This is a genomic window from Burkholderia sp. MSMB1835 (genome assembly GCF_001526365.1).
In the GTDB taxonomy this organism is placed as follows: Bacteria; Pseudomonadota; Gammaproteobacteria; order Burkholderiales; family Burkholderiaceae; genus Burkholderia.
This window is the reverse complement of record NZ_LOYP01000051.1, coordinates 98,131-116,323: the sequence shown is the minus strand read 5'-3', so window position 1 is coordinate 116,323 and position 18,193 is coordinate 98,131. Positions and strand designations below refer to the sequence as shown.

The following is an 18,193-nucleotide window of genomic DNA, read 5'->3' as shown; positions in this document are numbered from 1 at the left end:
CATCGTCACCCCTGCCGAACGTGCCGCGCCCGTGCGGCCAGACGCGGCCGCGTGCGCTCGAGCGGGCCGAGGCGGCCGAACAGGCCGTCCGCGACGCCGAACAGGATGCCGGCCAGCTTCGCGCGCTTGTCGCGCTCGACGAGCGCGATCTGCACGACCTGCCACACGGTCAGCAGATTCGGCACGAGCGCCACCGGAAAGCGCAGCCCGTACTGCATCCCGAGCTGCACCGCATTGCGCGCGCTGTAGTAGCGCCGTTGCCACGAGTGATTCATCGACGTCATTTCGAAAGGGCCGATCGCATGCCGCCGTTTCGCGCCGATCCGGTGCGGCAGCACCAGCGACGGCACGACATAGAGCGGCACGTTGCGCGCAAGCGCGCGGAAGCTGTACTCGGTGTCGACGTGATCGATGAACAGCGTCTCGTCGAAGCGGCCGAGCACGTCGAATGCGTCGCGCGACACGACGCAGCCCGACGAGATCAGGAACGCGCAGCGCTGCATCGGCGTGCCCGCTTCGATGCGCAGGCGGCGCAACCCGATGCCGTTCGTCGCGAGTTCGGGCAGGAAGCTTTGCGCGTTCTCGTCGAAGATGCGCGGGCCGGCGAGGAACGCGCGCGCCGCGAGCGTCGCGCAAACGCCGCGCATCGTCGCGAAGTATCCGGCCGGCACCGACGAGTCCTGATCGAACAGCGCGACTGCATCGACGCCGTCGCCGAACAGCGCGGCCAGCCCCGCGTTGTATGCGCCCGCGATCCCGCCGCGATTGCCGTGATGCAGCCACGCGATGCCGTCGCGCGCGCACTGCGCGCGAGCCCGCGCATCGGGCTGCGGCGTGTTGTCGACGACGAGCAGCGCATCGCACGCGTGCCGCCAGCCGCGCAGCGCGTCGAGCTGCGCGTCGCTCGGGTGATAGAGAATCACGAGTGCGCCGAGTGTCGTCATGGTCCGCTCCTCAATGCCCGAACGAGGCTGCCGCGCCGCGCCTGGGCCGCGTCAGCCACATCATCGCCGCGAGCGCGACGCACGTCATGCTCGCCATCCAGAACATGTCGCCCGTCGCCATCATGTACGCCTGCTGCATCACGACCTGATGCAGCGTCGTCAGCTCGCGCACGCCGTCCACGCCCATCGCGTTCAACGCATGCACGAAGCGTTGCGTGTTCGTCGACGCATGCGTGACCGATTGCGACACGACGTCGTAGTGATAGGTCGCGCGGTTGTCCCACAGCGTCACGCTCATCGCGGTGCCGAATGCGGCCGACAGCGTGCGCAGGAAGTTCGACAGGCTCGATGCGGCGGCGAGCCGGTCGTCCGGAATGCGCGACAGCGTGGCGGCAGTCAGCGGAATGAAGAAGCACGGCAGCCCGATCCCCTGGATCAGCCCCGGCGCGGCGATCTGCGCGAACGTCATCTTCAGCGTGAAGTGCGCGTCCCACGCGAGCACGGCCGCGAAGACGAGGAAGCCGAAGGTCGCGAGCACGCGCGCGTCGAAGCGGTGCGCATGCAGCCCGACGAGGATCGAGAACACGAGCGCGAGCACGCCGAGCGATGCGGTCGCGAGCCCCGCATGAAACGCGTTGTAGCCCATCACGGCCTGCATCCACAGCGGAAACACGACGCCGACCACCGAGAAGCTCATCATCCCGAGCGAGATGATCAGCACGCAGAACGAGAACGTGCGGTCGCGAAACAGGCTCAGATCGACCACGGGATGCGCTTCGCCCGCCTCCCAGATCAGCAGCGACACGATCGCGAGCGCCGCGACCACCGCGAGCGTGACGATCAGCGGCGAATCGAACCAGCCGCGGTCGTGGCCGAGATCGAGCATCGCCTGCAGCGAGCCGACGCCGATCACGAGCAACACGATGCCCGGCACGTCGATCGGGCCGGCCGCGCCGCGCTGCGCGTCGGGGCGCAGCATCGCGGTGCACACCGCGAACGAGAACAGCCCGATCGGCAAATTGATCAGGAAGATCCACGGCCACGAAAAGTTGTCGACGATCCAGCCGCCGACCACCGGCCCGAAGATCGGCGCGAGCAGCACCGTCATCGCCCACAGCGCAAGCGCGATCGTGCGCTTGTCCGGCGGGAACGTACGCAGCAGGATCGTCTGCGACAGCGGCACCATCGGCCCGGAACACAATCCCTGCAGCGCGCGGCAGATCACGAGCACATGCAGGTCGCGCGCGAGCCCGCACAGCAGCGACGTCAGCGTAAACAGCAGCACCGCGCCGACGAACAGCCGCAGCTCGCCGACGCGCCGTGCGAGCCAGCCGGTCAGCGGCACCGCGATCGCGGCCGCGACCGAATAGGAGCTGATCACCCACGTGCCCTGACTGTTCGATACGCCGAGACTGCCGGAGATCGCCGGCACCGCGACGTTCGTCACGGTCGAGTCGAGCACCTCGATGAAGGTCGCGAGCGACAGCGCGAACGTCAGCAGCGCGAGCCGGATGCCGCGCACCGGCTGCGCGGCCGGCACGGGCGCCGGCCCGTCGAACGCGGACGGCGCGACGGGCCCGTCGCGAAGCGGCGACGCGGTGCTCATGCGCCGGCCACCGCGACATCGGCCCGCGCGGCCAGCCGCCCGCGCCCGGGCACGAACCGTTCGATGAAATCGGCGGCCGCGCCGCAGCCGTCCGGCGCGGCTGCGAGCAGCGCGCGCGTACGCTCGGCGTGTACCGCGAACGCGGGTTCTTCGAGCACGCGCGCGAGCGCCGCGCCGAGCCGCGCGCCGTCGAGCGGGCCGTCGACCCGCACGCCGCAGCCGTTCGCGACGACGCGTTGCGCGTTGTCGAACTGGTCGTGCGCGAACGGCGTGACGACCTGCACGATGCCGGCTTCGCACGCGAGCGCCGCCGTGCCGATCCCGCCGTGATGCACGAGCGCGCGGCAACGCGGCAGCAGCGTGCGCATCGGCACGAAACGGCGCACGAGCAGCCGGTCGCCGGTCTGCGCCGCATCGTCGTGCGGCGTCAGCAGGATCCCGCGCGCGCCGGTCGCGCGCAGCGCGTCCGCCGCCGCGCGCGCATACGCCGCGTGATCGACGAGCGTCGAACCGGCCGTGAACACGACCGGCGGCTCGCCGGCCGCGAGAAACGCATCGAGCGCCACATCGGCGGCGGCGGCGGCGATGTCGTTGAACAACGGAAAACCGCTTTGCAGATGGTTCGACGGCCAGTCCGGCTGCGGCGGCGCGAACCAGCGGGGAAACAGGCACAGCACGCCGTCGGTCGAATGCAGCCAGCGGCCGAGCACGCGCCGCGCGGGCGCAAGCCCGAGCTCGCCGCGCACCGCGTCGAGCGCCGGGCCGCACACGCGGTCGAGCACCTGCCGCTCGATCAGCGTCATCAGCGCCGACTTCACCGGCAACGGCCAGCGTGCGGGAATCGTCAGGCGCGGGTGGGTCGGCGGCGCATGCGCGGACAGCAGCGTCGACGGCGACACCTGCACCGACACGTACGGCGTGCCGTGCAGTTCCTGCATGAAGCGCGCGGAAAATGCCCACAGCGTGCCGACCAGCACCGTGTCGGCATCGGTCAGCGCGCGCAGGGCGTCGTAATGCGGGCGCAGCGTCGGCGCGATCACCTGCCACAGCGTGCGGAACGACGTGCGCGGATCCCACAGCGCCGGGTTCGCCATCGCCGCGTCGTAGTCGGCCGCGGTGCCGACCGGCACGAACGCGAACTCGCAGCGGCGCACGGCCGCCTCGAACGGCGCATGCGTACAGAACACGACCTCGTGACCGCGCGCCGCGAGCGTGCGCGCGATGCCGAGCATCGGATGCACGTCGCCCGCCGAACCGATCGCGGTCACGATCATCTTCGCCATCGCGCGCCTCGCGGAGATCAGTAAAAGCCGGGGATCAGCGCCGCCACTTCGCGGCGATACTGCACATAGGCCGGCCCGAAATATCCGGTCAGCCAGCTTTCTTCCACGCGCACCTTGTACGCGAGCGACGCGAACACGAGCAGCACGCCGATCGCGCCGCGCCATTCGCCGCCGATCAGCGCGGCGCCGACCAGCGCGATCAGGCAGCCGGTGTAGATCGGGTGACGCACGAGCGCATACGGCCCCGTGCGCACGAGCTCGTGATCTTCCTTCAGCGTGACCGATACGCTCCAGTTCGTGCCCAGATGCAGCCGCGCCCACACCGAGAACAGCAGGCCGGCCACCAGCACCGCGAGCCCGCACTGCGCCTGCAGCCCGAGGCGGTGCCAGTCGGGCGCGAGCGCCTGCCACGACGGATCGGGCAGGATGATCAGCGCGCCGCCGACGATCAGCGGAATCGACTGCAGCGTGCGCGAGCGCGACGCTTCCTTGCGCACGGTCGCCTTGACGCCCTGCGACGTGGCGATCCAGTATGCGAGCCACGCGGCCCACGGAACGACGATGGCGATGGTCTGAACGATATTCACGGCTGGCCTGCCTCGTTGGGATGGGAATTCGGATGCGCGGGACGAGCCCGATGCACGACGGACGACGTCACGACGACAGCGCAGGCATCGGCGCGGGCACGCACGCGTGCGCGGCAGCCCGTGCGATGCCGTTCGCGGCGGGCGCGTCGCCACAGAAAAAATCGAGCAGCGCGGCACGGGTGCATTCGCGCTGCGCACGGCCTTCGATGTCGAGGAAATGGCCGGCGTCCGGCACCGTCGCGAACCGCGCGCGCGCCACGTGCGCGCCGAGTTGACGCACGTCGGCCGGCGTCGTGTATTCGTCGCGCTCGCCGTTCAGGAACAGCAGCTCGCAGCCGATGTTCGAGAACTCGCTGAAGTAGCGCTCGGGTTGCAACGACAGGATCTGATCGACGTGGAACGCGACCTGGTCCTGCTCGTCGCGCGGCAGGCGCGTGAGATACCGGTAGTTGTACAGCTTCATGATGCGCGGCAGATAGCGGCCGACGGTGTCGTTCAGCAACTGCGCGGCCTTCAGGTTCTCGCCGGCCGCGATGTGGTCGCGCGCACGCGTCACGTAGTCGACCATCGCATCGTTCAGGAACGGCGAGAACGAGCAGATCGCCGCGCGCCGCACGCTCGGGCAGCCGCGCGCGAGCGCGAACAGCGACGCGACGCCGCCCCACGACACCGACACGAGGAACGCCGGCGCGAAGCGCTCGACCAAGTACTGGAGGATCGCGGCTTCGTCGTCCTTGGTCAGGATGGAGCAGCCGGGATTGTGCTGGCGCGACTGCCCCGCATACGGCAGGTCGAAGCAGATCGTGTTCATCCGCTCGCCGAGATACTGGACGGTCTGGCCGAACGACGCGGTCGTCGCGAGCGCGCCGTTGACGAGCATCGCCGTGTCGAAGGCCGGGTCGAACACGTTCCGTTCGACGTAGACCTTCAGGCCATTCGGTAGCGGGACCACGTGTTTTTCGGTCGGCATCGTCGTTCTCCGGTGGATGCGGCGTCTCGACGTCGCGGCATGCTGCAAGTGCGCAATGGCTGACGCCGACCCCGCGCGCGGTCGCTCGACGCGCTCATTGCCGACGCACCGCGGCAATTGCCCGCGGCGCCATTCATTCCTCGTGGTGCGGCGCCATACTAATACGGTCGATATTACTTACTCAAGTCGTTCCAAAAATACCCTCTACTCGAACCGGAAATACGTCGGATTCAAATTCATTTATCTATTTCCGTGGTATGAGGAATTCAGGAAGAGATGCTGGCAATCGTTTGCGAGCCGCCTTTCTTGAAGCTCGAAAGTACAAACTTCCCTTGTATATTCAATGGTTTAATCAATATCAATCGGTCGATTGAAACGGATTTTTGAAAGCCAGCCGCCTTCACGATCCGGTTTGACGATTTCACATCGTGAATAATGTTGCAGATTTCGACATTCTTTCGTTTCGTAATGGAATCGGGCAGGGAAACGATGCTTCCGATTACATCGAATTTTCGTGAACCGTTTTAAACATATTCAAACTTAGTTAACCTTCTTTCAGCTCGTTTTTCCGCACCTGCACATGGGCTCCAGGCGTGACGAATCCTCCCGTTTGGAACACGACGTTCCGTTCGCCCCCGATTTTTTGTTGATTGATCGATCAATAAAAAACCGCTAAGATGCCGACTTCCATGGACGGCCCGCCCGGGCGAAGGGAGTCACGATGCCGAAAGTCGGAATGCGGGAGATACGCCGCGCCCAGTTGATCGATGCCACGCTGCGCTCGATCGACGAAGCGGGCCTGCCCGGCACGACGCTCGCATCGGTCGCGCAACGCGCGAACATCTCGACGGGCATCGTCAGCCATTACTTCGGCGACAAGGACGGCCTGCTCGAAGCGACGATGCGACACGTGCTGCGCGACCTGTGGTCGGCCACCACGCGCCGCCGCGTCGCCGCGCGCAAGGATCCGCGTTCGCGTTTGCGCGCGATCGTCGCCGCGAACTTCGACGACACGCAGGTCAGCGCGCCCGTGATGAAGACTTGGCTCGCGTTCTGGTCGCAGAGCATGCACGACCCGATGCTCAAGCGCCTGCAGCACGTGAACACGCGGCGCCTCCATTCGAACCTGTGCGCCGAGTTCGCGAAGGCGTTGCCGCGCACCCGAGCGCGCGAAGCCGCCAGCGGCCTCGCCGCGCTGATCGACGGCCTGTGGCTGCGCGGTGCGCTCGCCGGCGGTCCGATCGACACCCGAGCCGCTTTGAAGCTCGCCCACGATTACATCGACCTGCTGCTCGCGTCCGACTGACGCGTCGCGCAGTCGCCCTCAAGGAGATCCTCATGTCCGTATACGGTTTGCAGCGCCTCTACATCGGCGGCGGTTACGTCGACGCCACGAGCGGCAAGACTTTCGACACCTTCGATCCGGCCACCGGCGAACTGCTCGCGCAAGTGCAGCAGGCGAGCGCGGCCGACGTCGATCGCGCGGTCGCGTCCGCGCAGGAAGGCCAGCGCGAATGGGCGGCGATGACCGCGATGCAGCGCTCGCGCATCCTGCGCCGCGCGGTCGACCTGCTGCGCGAGCGCAACGACGCACTCGCGGCCATCGAGACGCGCGACACCGGCAAGCCGATCGGCGAGACGCTCGCGGTCGACATCGTCACCGGCGCGGACGTGATCGAGTACTACGCGGGCCTCGCGACCGCGATCGAAGGGCTGCAGGTGCCGCTGCGCGCCGAGTCGTTCGTCTACACGCGCCGCGAGCCGCTCGGCGTGTGCGCGGGCATCGGCGCGTGGAACTACCCGATCCAGATCGCCTGCTGGAAGACCGCACCGGCGCTCGCGGCCGGCAACGCGATGGTGTTCAAGCCGAGCGAAGTCACGCCGCTGACCGCGCTGAAACTCGCGGAAATCTACACGGAAGCCGGCGTGCCGGCCGGCGTGTTCAACGTCGTGCAGGGCGACGGCTCGGTCGGCGCGTTGCTCACCGGCCACCCGGACATCGCGAAGGTGTCGTTCACCGGCGGCGTCGAAACCGGCAAGAAGGTGATGTCGCTGGCCGGCGCATCGTCGCTGAAGGAAGTGACGATGGAGCTCGGCGGCAAGTCGCCGCTGATCGTGTTCGACGACGCCGACCTCGACCGCGCGGCCGACATCGCGGTGACCGCCAACTTCTTCAGCTCGGGCCAGGTCTGCACCAACGGGACGCGCGTGTTCGTGCACCGCTCGATCAAGGACGCGTTCACGACGAAGGTGCTCGAACGCGTGAAGCGCATCCGCGTCGGCAAGCCGACCGATGCCGACACCAACTTCGGCCCGCTCGTGTCGGCCGCGCAGCTCGACAAGGTGCTCGGCTTCATCGAAAGCGGCAAGGCCGAAGGCGCGAAGCTGCTCGCGGGCGGCACGCGCCTGACCGACGGCCACTTCGGCAGCGGCCAATACGTCGCGCCGACCGTGTTCGGCGATTGCCGCGACGACATGAAGATCGTGCGCGAGGAAATCTTCGGGCCGGTGATGAGCATCCTCGATTTCGAATCGGAGGACGAAGTGATCGCGCGCGCGAACGACACGCACTACGGCCTCGCGGCCGGCGTCGTGACCGAGAACCTGTCGCGCGCGCACCGTACGATCCATCGCCTCGAAGCCGGCATCTGCTGGATCAATACCTGGGGCGAATCGCCGGCCGAAATGCCGGTTGGCGGATACAAGCAATCCGGTGTCGGACGCGAGAACGGCATCACGACGCTCGAGCACTACACTCGAATCAAGTCGGTGCAGGTCGAGCTCGGTCGCTACAACCCGGTGTTCTGAAAAGGAGATCCGTCATGACGACACGCGAATACGACTACATCATCTGCGGCGCGGGTTCCGCGGGCAACGTGCTCGCCACGCGCCTGACGGAAGATCCGGACGTCACGGTGCTGCTGCTCGAAGCGGGCGGCCCCGACTACCGCTTCGACTTCCGCACGCAGATGCCGGCGGCGCTCGCCTACCCGCTGCAGGGCCGCCGCTACAACTGGGCGTACGAGACCGACCCCGAGCCGCACATGGACAACCGCCGGATGGAGTGCGGCCGCGGCAAGGGGCTCGGCGGCTCGTCGCTGATCAACGGGATGTGCTACATCCGCGGCAACGCGCTCGACTACGACAACTGGTCGACGCACAAGGGGCTCGAGAACTGGACGTATCTCGACTGCCTGCCGTACTTCAAGAAAGCCGAGACGCGCGACATCGGCCCGAACGACTATCACGGCGGCAGCGGCCCCGTGTCGGTCACCACCAGCAAGCCGGGCGTGAACCCGCTGTTCGAGGCGATGGTCGACGCGGGCGTGCAGGCCGGCTATCCGCGCACCGCCGACCTGAACGGGTATCAACAGGAAGGCTTCGGCCCGATGGACCGCACCGTCACGCCGAAGGGCCGCCGGGCGAGCACCGCGCGCGGCTACCTCGATCAGGCGAAGGTGCGGCCGAATCTCGAGATCGTCACGCACGCGCTCGCCGACCGCATCCTGTTCGACGGCAAGCGCGCGTCGGGCGTCACCTACCTGCGCGGCAGCGAGCGCGCGACCGCGCACGCACGCCGCGAAGTGCTCGTGTGCAGCGGCGCGATCGCGTCGCCGCAACTGCTGCAGCGCTCGGGCGTCGGCCCCGGCGCATGGCTGAAGGAACTCGACATTCCCGTCGTGCTCGACCTGCCCGGCGTCGGCCAGAATCTGCAGGACCACCTGGAGATGTACATCCAGTACGAGTGCAAGGAGCCGGTCTCGCTGTATCCGGCGCTCAAGTGGTGGAACCAGCCGAAGATCGGGCTCGAATGGATGCTGAACGGCACGGGCCTCGGCGCGAGCAACCACTTCGAGGCCGGCGGCTTCATCCGCACGCGCGACGACGATCTGTGGCCGAACATCCAGTATCACTTCCTGCCGGTGGCGATCAACTACAACGGCTCGAACGCGATCGAGATGCACGGCTTCCAGGCGCACGTCGGCTCGATGCGCTCGCCGAGCCGCGGCCGCGTGAAGCTGCGCTCGCGCGACCCGAACGACCATCCGAGCATCCTGTTCAACTACATGGCCGAAGCGCTCGACTGGCGCGAGTTCCGCGATGCGATTCGCGCGACGCGCGAGATCATGCGGCAGCCGGCGCTCGATCGCTATCGCGGCCGCGAACTGAATCCGGGCGCCGACTGCAAGACCGACAAGGAGCTCGACGCATTTGTGCGCGCTCGCGCGGAAACCGCGTTCCATCCGTCGTGCTCGTGCAAGATGGGTTACGACGACATGGCGGTGGTCGACGAAGAAGGCCGTGTGCACGGGCTCGACGGGCTGCGCGTCGTCGATGCGTCGATCATGCCGATCATCACGACCGGCAACCTGAACGCGCCGACGATCATGATCGCCGAGAAGATCGCCGACAAGATCCGCGGCCGCACGCCGCTCGCCCGTGTCGACGTGCCGTACTTCGTCGCGAACGGCGCACCGGCGCGCAATGTCGCGAAGGCCGTGCGGCAACCGGAGACGGTCTGACGCAAGCGGGTATTCTGCGCGGTCTTCGCGCTCCTCGTGTAACGCTGCTGACGGTTGCCTTCAGCAGCGTTTTTCGTTTCCGGATTGGCGATTGTCGATATCCGACCCCAAACGCTCGGCGTTCGACTCTGAACCAGATTCGGTCCCGGTCGGAAGCGAAAATTTCCGGCTGGGTTGAGTGGCGCCCGTCGTCCGTCCCGGCCCTCCGAATTTCTTCTTCCAGTCGTCGAAGGTCGCGTCGCTAATTCCGAGCTTGCGGCAGATCTCCTCGATCGTCGTACCCAACTCGGCTAGCGTCAGTGCGAATGCGATCTGCTCTTCCGTAGACTTGCTCCTCTTCGTGGCATGGCCTTCGTCCCGCCTGGACACATCGCGCCGGATTTCTCCACTTTTGAACCCGGCTATTTCTCAGATCAGGGCCAGGGTATCGCCACCGCTATAACTCGAGCCGGCGTCTATTTGCGTGGCCTGCGGAATACGGGAAGCGCGCTGGTTAATATTTTTTAAATACCCATATTAGCCAGTTAATCGATAAATCATAAATAACTCTGTCAATCTTTGTCACGAGAAGTATTCGCAAAAATCAGACTGGATAGAATGCTGGTGCGTTGTCACCGATCAGCTTTCTTCCAAAAAACAATCTGCTTCCGACGAAGCAAATTGAGCAGCTGACGTGACTCTGCGAGATCCGAGTCTGTTCACGCCAATAGCGACCGAACGGGACCATTGAATCCAGCCAACGGGGAATCGGCACGGAAGATTTCCTGGCCGTATGCGTGGTCGCCCGAAATCACCTCGTACTCGACGAGGCAACTCCACTTATCCGGCATATTCGACTCGTTATTGGCGTGGGCAGGCTCGGCATACTAATCAGAGGCGCAGTGCCTCAACCAGCGAAGGAGTTCCAGATGAGCAAAAAAATCCTTGGACCGTTATCGGTGAGTGCGGTGGCATTGGCCATCGCCATGCCGGGCATTTCGCATGCGGCGGACGGCACGGTCAATTTCAACGGCGAAGTCGTCTCGCAGACCTGCACGATCAATGGCAACAACACCGGCAAGAGCGACTTCACCGTCACGCTCAAATCGGTGCCGACGTCGGCGCTCAAGAAGGATGGCGATACCGCCGAGCGTACGCCGTGGACCATTGCGCTGACCAATTGCACGCCCGCATCGGGCAACGTGACGGTCTACTTCGAACCCGGCCCGCAGGTCGACTTCAATACCGGTCGGCTCAAGAACAATACCGGCACGGCTACCAACGGCAAAGCGTATGCCACCAACGTCGAAGTGGGCTTGCTGAACAGCGGGTTCCAGCCGATCACGTTGGGTAATGATCCTAGCACTCAGGGTGCCGACGTCGTGGCGATCGGCGCGGACGGGACGGCCACGCTGAAGTTCTACGCACAGTATGTGGCAACGGGCGGAGCGGCAACGCCCGGCCCGGTGCAAGCCCAAGTCATGTACACGCTGAACTTCAGCTGATCGAAACACATCGGCATGAACCTCGCCCCCTTGTCAGGGGGCCTTCGCATTCCTAATCATCAGAATCGGATTCTCAGACATGTTCCCATGGAAGACAGCAGCGCGTTCCGCCGTCGCGGTGTTGCTGACGTGCGTTTCGACGGCGTACGGCAGTGTCGTGATCATGGGCACACGGGTGATCTACCCCGCCGGAGAGCGCGAGGTCTCCATCAAGCTCAGCAACGAAGGATCGTCGCCCGCACTGGTGCAGACGTGGCTCGATAAAGGCGATCCCAAAGCGCAACCTGGGGCCGTCCAGCTGCCGTTCACGTTGATGCCGCCGCTGTTCCGCATGGAACCCAGGAAAGGTCAGACGCTCCGCCTCATTTACACCGGAGAGCCGCTGCCGCAGGACAAGGAGTCCGTCTTCTGGCTGAACGTACTCGAAGTTCCGCCCAAGGCGCAGGTGTCGACGGAAAACGAGAACCTGATGCAATTGGCATTCCGCTACCGCATCAAGATATTTTTCAGGCCAAAGGCGCTGCCGGATAACCCCGACGCAGCCGCCACTCAGCTGACATGGACGCCCGTGCCGGAAGGCGGCGAAATGAAAGTGCGGGTCGACAATCCCTCCGCCTATCACGTGACGATCGTGAACATCGACGCCGGAATCGACGGCAAGTCGTATTCGGACAGCGTGGGCGGCATGGTCGACCCAGGAGGGAACACGACGTTCCTCCTGAAGAAGTCCGCCGTCACGCCCGCCGCCGGGCCGTTCGAAGTCAAGTATCGCTATATCAACGACTACGGCGCGGAAATCAACGCGACATTCCCAAAGAGCAAGTAGCGACTCGCGTCGTTTCCTCCGTCGCTCACTGCTCGAGCGACGACGCATGCGGAGCATCAAGCCGCTCTCCCGATCATGTTCGCGGGTCATTCAAGTTCTCCCATCATCATGTATTCGTATTCGCTCGAATCCGGAAGCAAACGCATCGTCATGAGACCGTTGGTGGCGTTGCTCACGCTATGCGCAGCCAGCGTGATGCAGCCGGTTCGTGCGAATGGCGACACGACGACGAAGGACGTCCAGTTCGACAGTCAGTTCCTGCTGGGGCCGGACGGACGCTCGATCGACGTGAGCCGGTTCGAGAAAGGCAATCCGGTGGTCCCCGGTCAATATGTGGTCGACGTGATCGTGAACGGGAACTGGGTGGGCCGTCAGGCGGTGAAGTTCGGTGCTCGCGACGGCGCGAACGCCGCACTGTGCTTCGACCGCAAGCTCGGCGAGCGCATCGGCCTGAATTTCGACGTGCTGTCGCCGGAGAACCGCACGCGACTCGCCTCCGCAAATGTCGACGAATGCCTGGACCTGAGATCCATGGTGGGCGACGCCAGCGTCGATTTCGACCCATCCGACCTGAGGCTAGATCTCACCGTTCCGCAAATCGCGGTGAAGCAGAACCCGCACGGCTACGTGAGTCCGGAGCTTTGGGATGCCGGCGTGCCGTCGGCGACACTGGCCTACAACTTCACGGGCTCGCGTTCGACAGGAGGCGAGTCGCCCGACTCCCAGGGCTACCTCGGACTGAACGCGGGAATCAACATCGGCAGCTGGCACGTCAGGCACAACGGCTCGATGTCGTGGTCGACGGGGCGAACGCGCGAGTATCAAAGCATCGTCACGTACCTGCAGCACGACGTGCCGTCCCTGCGGAGCCAGGTGAAGATCGGCGACACGTATACCGACGGGCAGTTCTTCGACAGTTTCGGTGTGCGCGGCATTCAACTGGCCACCGACGATCAGATGCTGCCGGAATCGATGCGCGGCTATGCGCCGATCATTCGCGGCGTCGCGAACTCCAATGCCCGTGTGACCGTCACGCAGAACGGCATCAAGCTTTACGAAACGATCGTGACGCCCGGTACGTTCGAGATCAAGGATCTCTATGCGACGGGATACGGCGGCAATCTGCTGGTGACGATCACCGAGGCGGACGGAAGCCAGCGAAGTTTCGCCGTGCCGTACGCGTCGGTCGTGCAGTTGCTGCGCCCGGGAATCTATCGCGTCACGGCCTCCGCGGGCGAGTTGCGCGACCAGCAAATCACATCGAAGGTGAAGGTGCTGCAGTCGACCGTCCAGCGCGGGTTCACCAATCTGCTGACGGGATATACGGGCGCGATTCTCGCGCAGAATTATTACTCGGCGCTCGTGGGCGTGGCCGTCAACACGGATTTCGGCGCGGTCGCCTTCGACGTCACCCATGCACACGCCGAGATCGGCCCGGAAAACAACAGCAGCGGACAAAGTTTCCGCGTGAGTTTCAGCAAGTCCGTGCCGGTCACTCAAACGCTCGTCAACGCATCCGCATCTCGATACTCGTCCAGCGGATTTTGGACGTTCCGCGACGCGATGCTTGCGCGACAGGCGATCGAACGCGGCAACGACATACAGTGGACCGGTCGGCCTCGTTCGCGGTTGCAGGTATCGCTGTCGCAATCGTTCGGACAACGCTGGGGGACCGTCTTCATGTCGGGCAACCGCGTGGATTATTGGGGGCGTGGCGGCAACGACACGTTCTACAACGCCGGCTATAGCAATTCGTTCCGCAGCATCGGCTACTCCGTGTCGGTATCGCGGCAGCGCGTGGGCACGACGTCGGCCATGAGCAACCAGATTTTCGCGAGCATTTCCGTGCCGCTCGGCGGCAACGGGCATACGTCGACCCTCACCACGACCTTCACGCGCGACGATGACGCAGGCTCAACGCTGCAGGCCATGTACAACGGCAGCGCGGGCGACTACAACGAGTTCACCTACGGGCTGACCGCGACGCGCGCCCGCCCCGGATCGAGCGCCGACGCGAATGCGCAATATGCGAGCCCGTACACGACGATCGGCGGCAGCGTCAGCCGCGGCAACGGTTATAGCCGGGCCACGGCGACGCTGTCCGGCGCCGTGGTGGCACACCCGGGCGGTGTGACGCTGGCGCCGAGCATGGGCGACACCGTGGGCGTGGTCGACGCGCCGGATGCCGCCGGCGCGCGCGTCGAGAATGCGCCCGGCGTGGCGGTCGACGGGCGCGGATACGCAATCGTGCCTTTCCTCACGCCGTACAGCCTGAATACCGTTTCGCTCGATCCGCGCGGCTTGCCGCTGGACGTCCAGCTGGATACGACCGCTCAACAGATCGCGCCGAGAGCGAACTCTGTCGTGATGCTGCACTTCAAGACGGTGAGCGGCCGCACGGCGTTGGTCACGGTCCACCTGCCGAATGGGAAGTCGCCGCCGTTCGGTGCGGCGGTACAGGACGAAAAAGGCAGCGACATCGGAATCATCGGCCAAGGCGGAAAGTTCTTCTTGCAAGGTGCGACCGACAACGGCCGGCTCACCGTGAAGTGGGGCAACGCGCCGGACGAGACATGCGAATTTTCCTACAACCTGCCGCCGCGAGACCGCAAGCAGTTGGTCTACACGTCGCTCGACTCGATTTGCACGGCGAAGGCATCCAGGACGGAACACGTGACCGAGGCGGCGCATATCGTCGGTTCACCCGACGCTTCCAACAAATAGCACGTTACGCAACGTGCGCGTCCAGTCACGAAGAACACACCAGAGACCGAAATATATTTCATGAACACGGATGGCGAGGTAAGCAATGAAGCGTTTGATCAATTATTTTTGTTTGATACCTCTGGTAGCGGTACTGTGGTCGCCATCCATCGCAAACGCAGCATTCTGCTGGGGTCTGCCCGGATTCAGTACGAATGTAATTAATTTCCCGGGGAAAACGATCAACCCGGATCGTAACGCCACTGTCGGCACCGTTCTCGACACGATCACGGTCTTTCTTCCGACGAGATGGTCGAACGTCGTTCAATGCAGTGCACCTCAAGTACCGATGACCGTCAACCACAGCGGAAATCTCACGAGCCTTGGCAACTATATTTATCAGACGAATGCCCCCGGAATCGGCATCAGAATAAAAACAGTCGTCGACGGCCCGGCATGGGCAAATGGAAATTCCCGGGGGCAAACGTATTACGAGGATTTGGATAAAGGCGCCACGCTAACGTCTGATCCGTGGAATTTTCTTGGACCATTTACATGGATCGCCTACGGTGGAACATTCACGCTGGAAATTATCAAAACGGGCGAAATTCAGCCTGGAACAGTTTTCAGTGCTCAAATTGGAGAGGTTGCTGCCGGCGGGGTCGTATTCAGGCGATTCAATCTTTCCGGCAACATCGTCGTTCAATATGCGTCGTGCAAAGTCATGTCATCGTCGATTCGAGTGCCGTTGGGCAGCGTGCCGCAGCGGAAATTCAAAGGCCCCGGCACGACGAGCGATCCGGTGAATTTCTCGATTCCCATCGATTGCACCGGCGTCACGCGCAATGTCTACATGACGTTTACCGACAACGCGAATCCCGCCAACACCGGCAACACCCTGCCGCTCACCCGCGATTCGACCGCGCGCGGCATCGGGATCCAGATCCTGCCCGACAGCGCAACCGGGATCTCCTCCCCGATCGCATTCGGTCCGGAATCCGGCGCGATCAATCAGCAACTCGTCGCAAGTCTTGGGCGCCAATCGGATATCGGACGGGTCGACGTCAAATTGCGCGCACGCTACGTTCAGACCGAAGCCAGGGTCGTTCCGGGGACCGCGAACGGAATCTTGACTTATACGTTGTCCTATCAATGATCATGAACATCCGTCGCTGCCGCAGAGTCATTCGATTTCATATGGGGAGAATATCGATGCGTCGCTTGCTGTTCGTCGTGCCGTTCGCGGTCGCCATCCCCACCGCTTTCCACTTGCTGCCCGCAGCGCGCGCGGAAGATGGGCTGGTGAACTTTCAAGGACAGGTTGAAGGAGCGACTTGCAAGATCAATGGCGCGGAATCCGAAAATTCCTCCTTCGACGTCAAGGTAGGGACGCTCCCGGTTGCATCATTTCACTATGTCGGCGATCCGCCCACCATGACGCGCCCGTACAAGATCACGTTGAGCGATTGCACGCCGCCATCCGGGCGCGTATCGGTCTATTTCGAACCGGGCCCGACCGTCGATCAGAACACGGGTCAACTCATCAACATGGGAACGGCGAAGAATGTCCAGCTGTCGATCATGAACAGCGATTTCTCGAAGATCAATCTTGCAGGCGCCCGCGGTGCGCAAAACTCGCAGTCGTTCAACATCGTGGACGGCTCCGCTACCCTCGTATACTTTGCCGGATATGTTGCTACGTCGCTTCCGGTAGTTGCGGGGACCTTCAATACCTCGGTGACATATATCCTGAATTTTGAGTGATTCCCTTCCCGCGCTGCCGGAGCAGCGATCGTCAGGTTCGTCCCAGGAAGAGCAGAGGCGGACGCAGCCGTCTCGTCAGATCCGGATAACCGCGCCCGCCCGCAACATGAGCGTCGTGCCGCCTCGTACCGCCTCTGCGGAAATCGTCTCGATCTGGCGGGTCGTGACGCCCACCATCGCCTATACGATCGAGGCACGCTCGGATCGGACCTGGCTACCGTACTCGATCGACTCGTACCGGCGTCATCATTCGTGGACGATGTGTCCGCTCACGCCGCAGCCGGCCACGGACGACGTGGAAACGGCGATCCTGGCATGGGCCAATACGCTCGACGAAGCATATAAGCTGTACTGCATATGGCGCGCGAATTGACGTTTGTTGCATACGGCATTATTCCGCTGTAGCCCGTCCATCGGTCCGGCGACGCCCCACCGGCCGACCTTCCTTCTCACGAGCCGCCGGCAGCGGAACGTTCGCTCAATGCGCAGCGCCTCATTTCGATTCGATGCATCATGATTGCTCTGTTATGCGAAACATCTGACGTGCTGCGATTCCGGTAAAGCGCATCCCGCAGCGGCAATGCCGATCCAGCCGTGGCTTGGCAATTCCGCTTTGACCACGCCACGGTCGCCGCCAGCTGTGGGAAATGGATATGAATCGCCTTTCCGACGTGCGCTACTTCGTCGTATAACCACCGTTGATCAGAATCGTCTGACCGGTAATCCACCAGCCGTCGGTCACGAGATGACGGATGAACGGCACGACATCCTCGATGTCGGTGAGGCCCGTCCTGCTGAACGGCGACAGCGCGGCGGCAGTCTTGTGATAGGCGACCGCGTCGGCCCCTTCGGCCGGATAGAAGAATGGTGTGTCCATCGGGCCCGGCCCGACCGCCGTCACGGAGATGCCGCGCGCGCCGAACTCCTTCGCCGCCGCACGCGTGAAGTGCTCGACTGGCGCCTTGGTTCCCGCGTAGGCCGCGTAGAACGGCGTGAACGCGCCGAGCAGAGAAGTGACCAGCGTGACGATCTTGCCATTGTCGTTGACGTGTCTGCCCGCCTCGCGCAGGAAAAAGAACGCGGACTTCGAGTTCACTGCGGCCATTTCGTCATACTCGGCCTCGCTGATCTCCGTGAACGGCTTTTTCAACACCTTGCCGACCGTATTGATCGCGACGTCCGGACGCCCGAACGTCGCGATCGTGTCCAGAAACAGCGCTTCCATCGCACCCGCGCTCGTCAGATCCGCGTGGAAAGCGGCTGCTTCGCACCCTGCCGCCTCGATAGCCGCGACCGTCGCGTCGGCTTCCGCCTTCGAACTCGCGCTGTTGTAGTGAATCGCTATCGCCTTCGCGCCATGGCTCGCCAGGTCTCGCGCGATCAGACCGCCGAGATTCTTTGCGCCGCCTGCGATCAGGACGACCTTGCCCTTGATGTCGTGATTGCCCACCGCTCCTCCGATATGAATGACCTTTCCGACCATCGAACCGAGCATCGACATTA

Annotated in this window: 15 protein-coding genes and 1 pseudogene; 9 read left to right on the top strand and 7 right to left on the bottom strand. The window is 64.0% G+C overall.

The genetic code is table 11. The features are described from left to right. Positions 1–5: 5 nt before the first annotated feature. The 5 genes from WS96_RS24090 to WS96_RS24070 form a co-directional block, all read right to left on the bottom strand. Positions 6–944, bottom strand: a complete 939-nt coding sequence (locus WS96_RS24090) for a glycosyltransferase family 2 protein (protein WP_059835921.1) — start codon at positions 942–944, stop codon at positions 6–8. 10 nt (positions 945–954) lie between these two features. Continuing rightward, entirely contained in the window at positions 955–2,550 is a 1,596-nt protein-coding gene (locus WS96_RS24085) for a DHA2 family efflux MFS transporter permease subunit (protein WP_059835919.1), read from the bottom strand. After that, positions 2,547–3,833, bottom strand: a complete 1,287-nt coding sequence (locus WS96_RS24080; protein WP_059835917.1) for a glycosyltransferase — start codon at positions 3,831–3,833, stop codon at positions 2,547–2,549. Before WS96_RS24080 ends, WS96_RS24085 begins: the two co-directional genes overlap by 4 nt. 17 nt (positions 3,834–3,850) lie before the next feature. Beyond that, positions 3,851–4,420, bottom strand: coding sequence for a methyltransferase family protein (locus WS96_RS24075; protein WP_059835915.1), 570 nt, complete (start codon positions 4,418–4,420; stop codon positions 3,851–3,853). 67 nt (positions 4,421–4,487) lie between these two features. Further along, on the bottom strand, positions 4,488–5,390 hold the full coding sequence (locus WS96_RS24070; protein WP_034204247.1) for an alpha/beta fold hydrolase: 903 nt from the start codon (positions 5,388–5,390) through the stop codon (positions 4,488–4,490). A 721-nt stretch (positions 5,391–6,111) separates the two neighbouring features. Between WS96_RS24070 and betI the strand changes: the two genes are divergently transcribed. The 3 genes from betI to betA are packed head-to-tail and all read left to right on the top strand — an operon-like array spanning position 6,112 to position 9,913. Next, positions 6,112–6,696 (top strand): transcriptional regulator BetI, encoded by a 585-nt coding sequence (betI, locus tag WS96_RS24065; RefSeq protein WP_059835913.1) that lies wholly within the window; start codon positions 6,112–6,114, stop codon positions 6,694–6,696. Positions 6,697–6,728: 32 nt separating this feature from the next. Further along, complete coding sequence (gene betB, locus WS96_RS24060; RefSeq protein WP_034204246.1) at positions 6,729–8,198, top strand: betaine-aldehyde dehydrogenase; 1,470 nt, start codon at positions 6,729–6,731, stop codon at positions 8,196–8,198. A gap of 14 nt (positions 8,199–8,212) precedes the next feature. Beyond that, positions 8,213–9,913 (top strand): choline dehydrogenase, encoded by a 1,701-nt coding sequence (betA, locus tag WS96_RS24055; protein WP_059835911.1) that lies wholly within the window; start codon positions 8,213–8,215, stop codon positions 9,911–9,913. A gap of 195 nt (positions 9,914–10,108) precedes the next feature. On the opposite strand, the pseudogene WS96_RS34595 reads toward betA, so the two are convergent. Further along, a pseudogene (locus WS96_RS34595) lies at positions 10,109–10,282 on the bottom strand (transposase); the annotation flags it as partial. Positions 10,283–10,821: 539 nt separating this feature from the next. Between WS96_RS34595 and WS96_RS24045 the strand changes: the two are divergent. The 6 genes from WS96_RS24045 to WS96_RS24020 all read left to right on the top strand — a co-directional run bounded on the left by WS96_RS24045 (position 10,822) and on the right by WS96_RS24020 (position 17,063). Then, positions 10,822–11,397 (top strand): fimbrial protein, encoded by a 576-nt coding sequence (locus WS96_RS24045; protein ID WP_034204244.1) that lies wholly within the window; start codon positions 10,822–10,824, stop codon positions 11,395–11,397. A 79-nt stretch (positions 11,398–11,476) separates the two neighbouring features. Further along, positions 11,477–12,223, top strand: coding sequence for a fimbria/pilus periplasmic chaperone (locus tag WS96_RS24040; protein WP_063890154.1), 747 nt, complete (start codon positions 11,477–11,479; stop codon positions 12,221–12,223). Positions 12,224–12,385: 162 nt separating this feature from the next. Further along, positions 12,386–14,947 (top strand): fimbria/pilus outer membrane usher protein, encoded by a 2,562-nt coding sequence (locus tag WS96_RS24035; protein ID WP_179949974.1) that lies wholly within the window; start codon positions 12,386–12,388, stop codon positions 14,945–14,947. An 85-nt stretch (positions 14,948–15,032) separates the two neighbouring features. After that, positions 15,033–16,082, top strand: coding sequence for a fimbrial protein (locus WS96_RS32920; RefSeq protein ID WP_082720338.1), 1,050 nt, complete (start codon positions 15,033–15,035; stop codon positions 16,080–16,082). 56 nt (positions 16,083–16,138) lie between these two features. Beyond that, positions 16,139–16,690 (top strand): fimbrial protein, encoded by a 552-nt coding sequence (locus WS96_RS24025; RefSeq protein ID WP_059835907.1) that lies wholly within the window; start codon positions 16,139–16,141, stop codon positions 16,688–16,690. 163 nt (positions 16,691–16,853) lie between these two features. Continuing rightward, on the top strand, positions 16,854–17,063 hold the full coding sequence (locus tag WS96_RS24020; RefSeq protein ID WP_034204243.1) for a hypothetical protein: 210 nt from the start codon (positions 16,854–16,856) through the stop codon (positions 17,061–17,063). A gap of 303 nt (positions 17,064–17,366) precedes the next feature. On the opposite strand, the gene WS96_RS24015 is transcribed toward WS96_RS24020, so the two are convergent. Further along, positions 17,367–18,140 (bottom strand): SDR family oxidoreductase, encoded by a 774-nt coding sequence (locus tag WS96_RS24015; RefSeq protein WP_059823563.1) that lies wholly within the window; start codon positions 18,138–18,140, stop codon positions 17,367–17,369. Between the last annotated feature and the right edge of the window lie 53 nt (positions 18,141–18,193).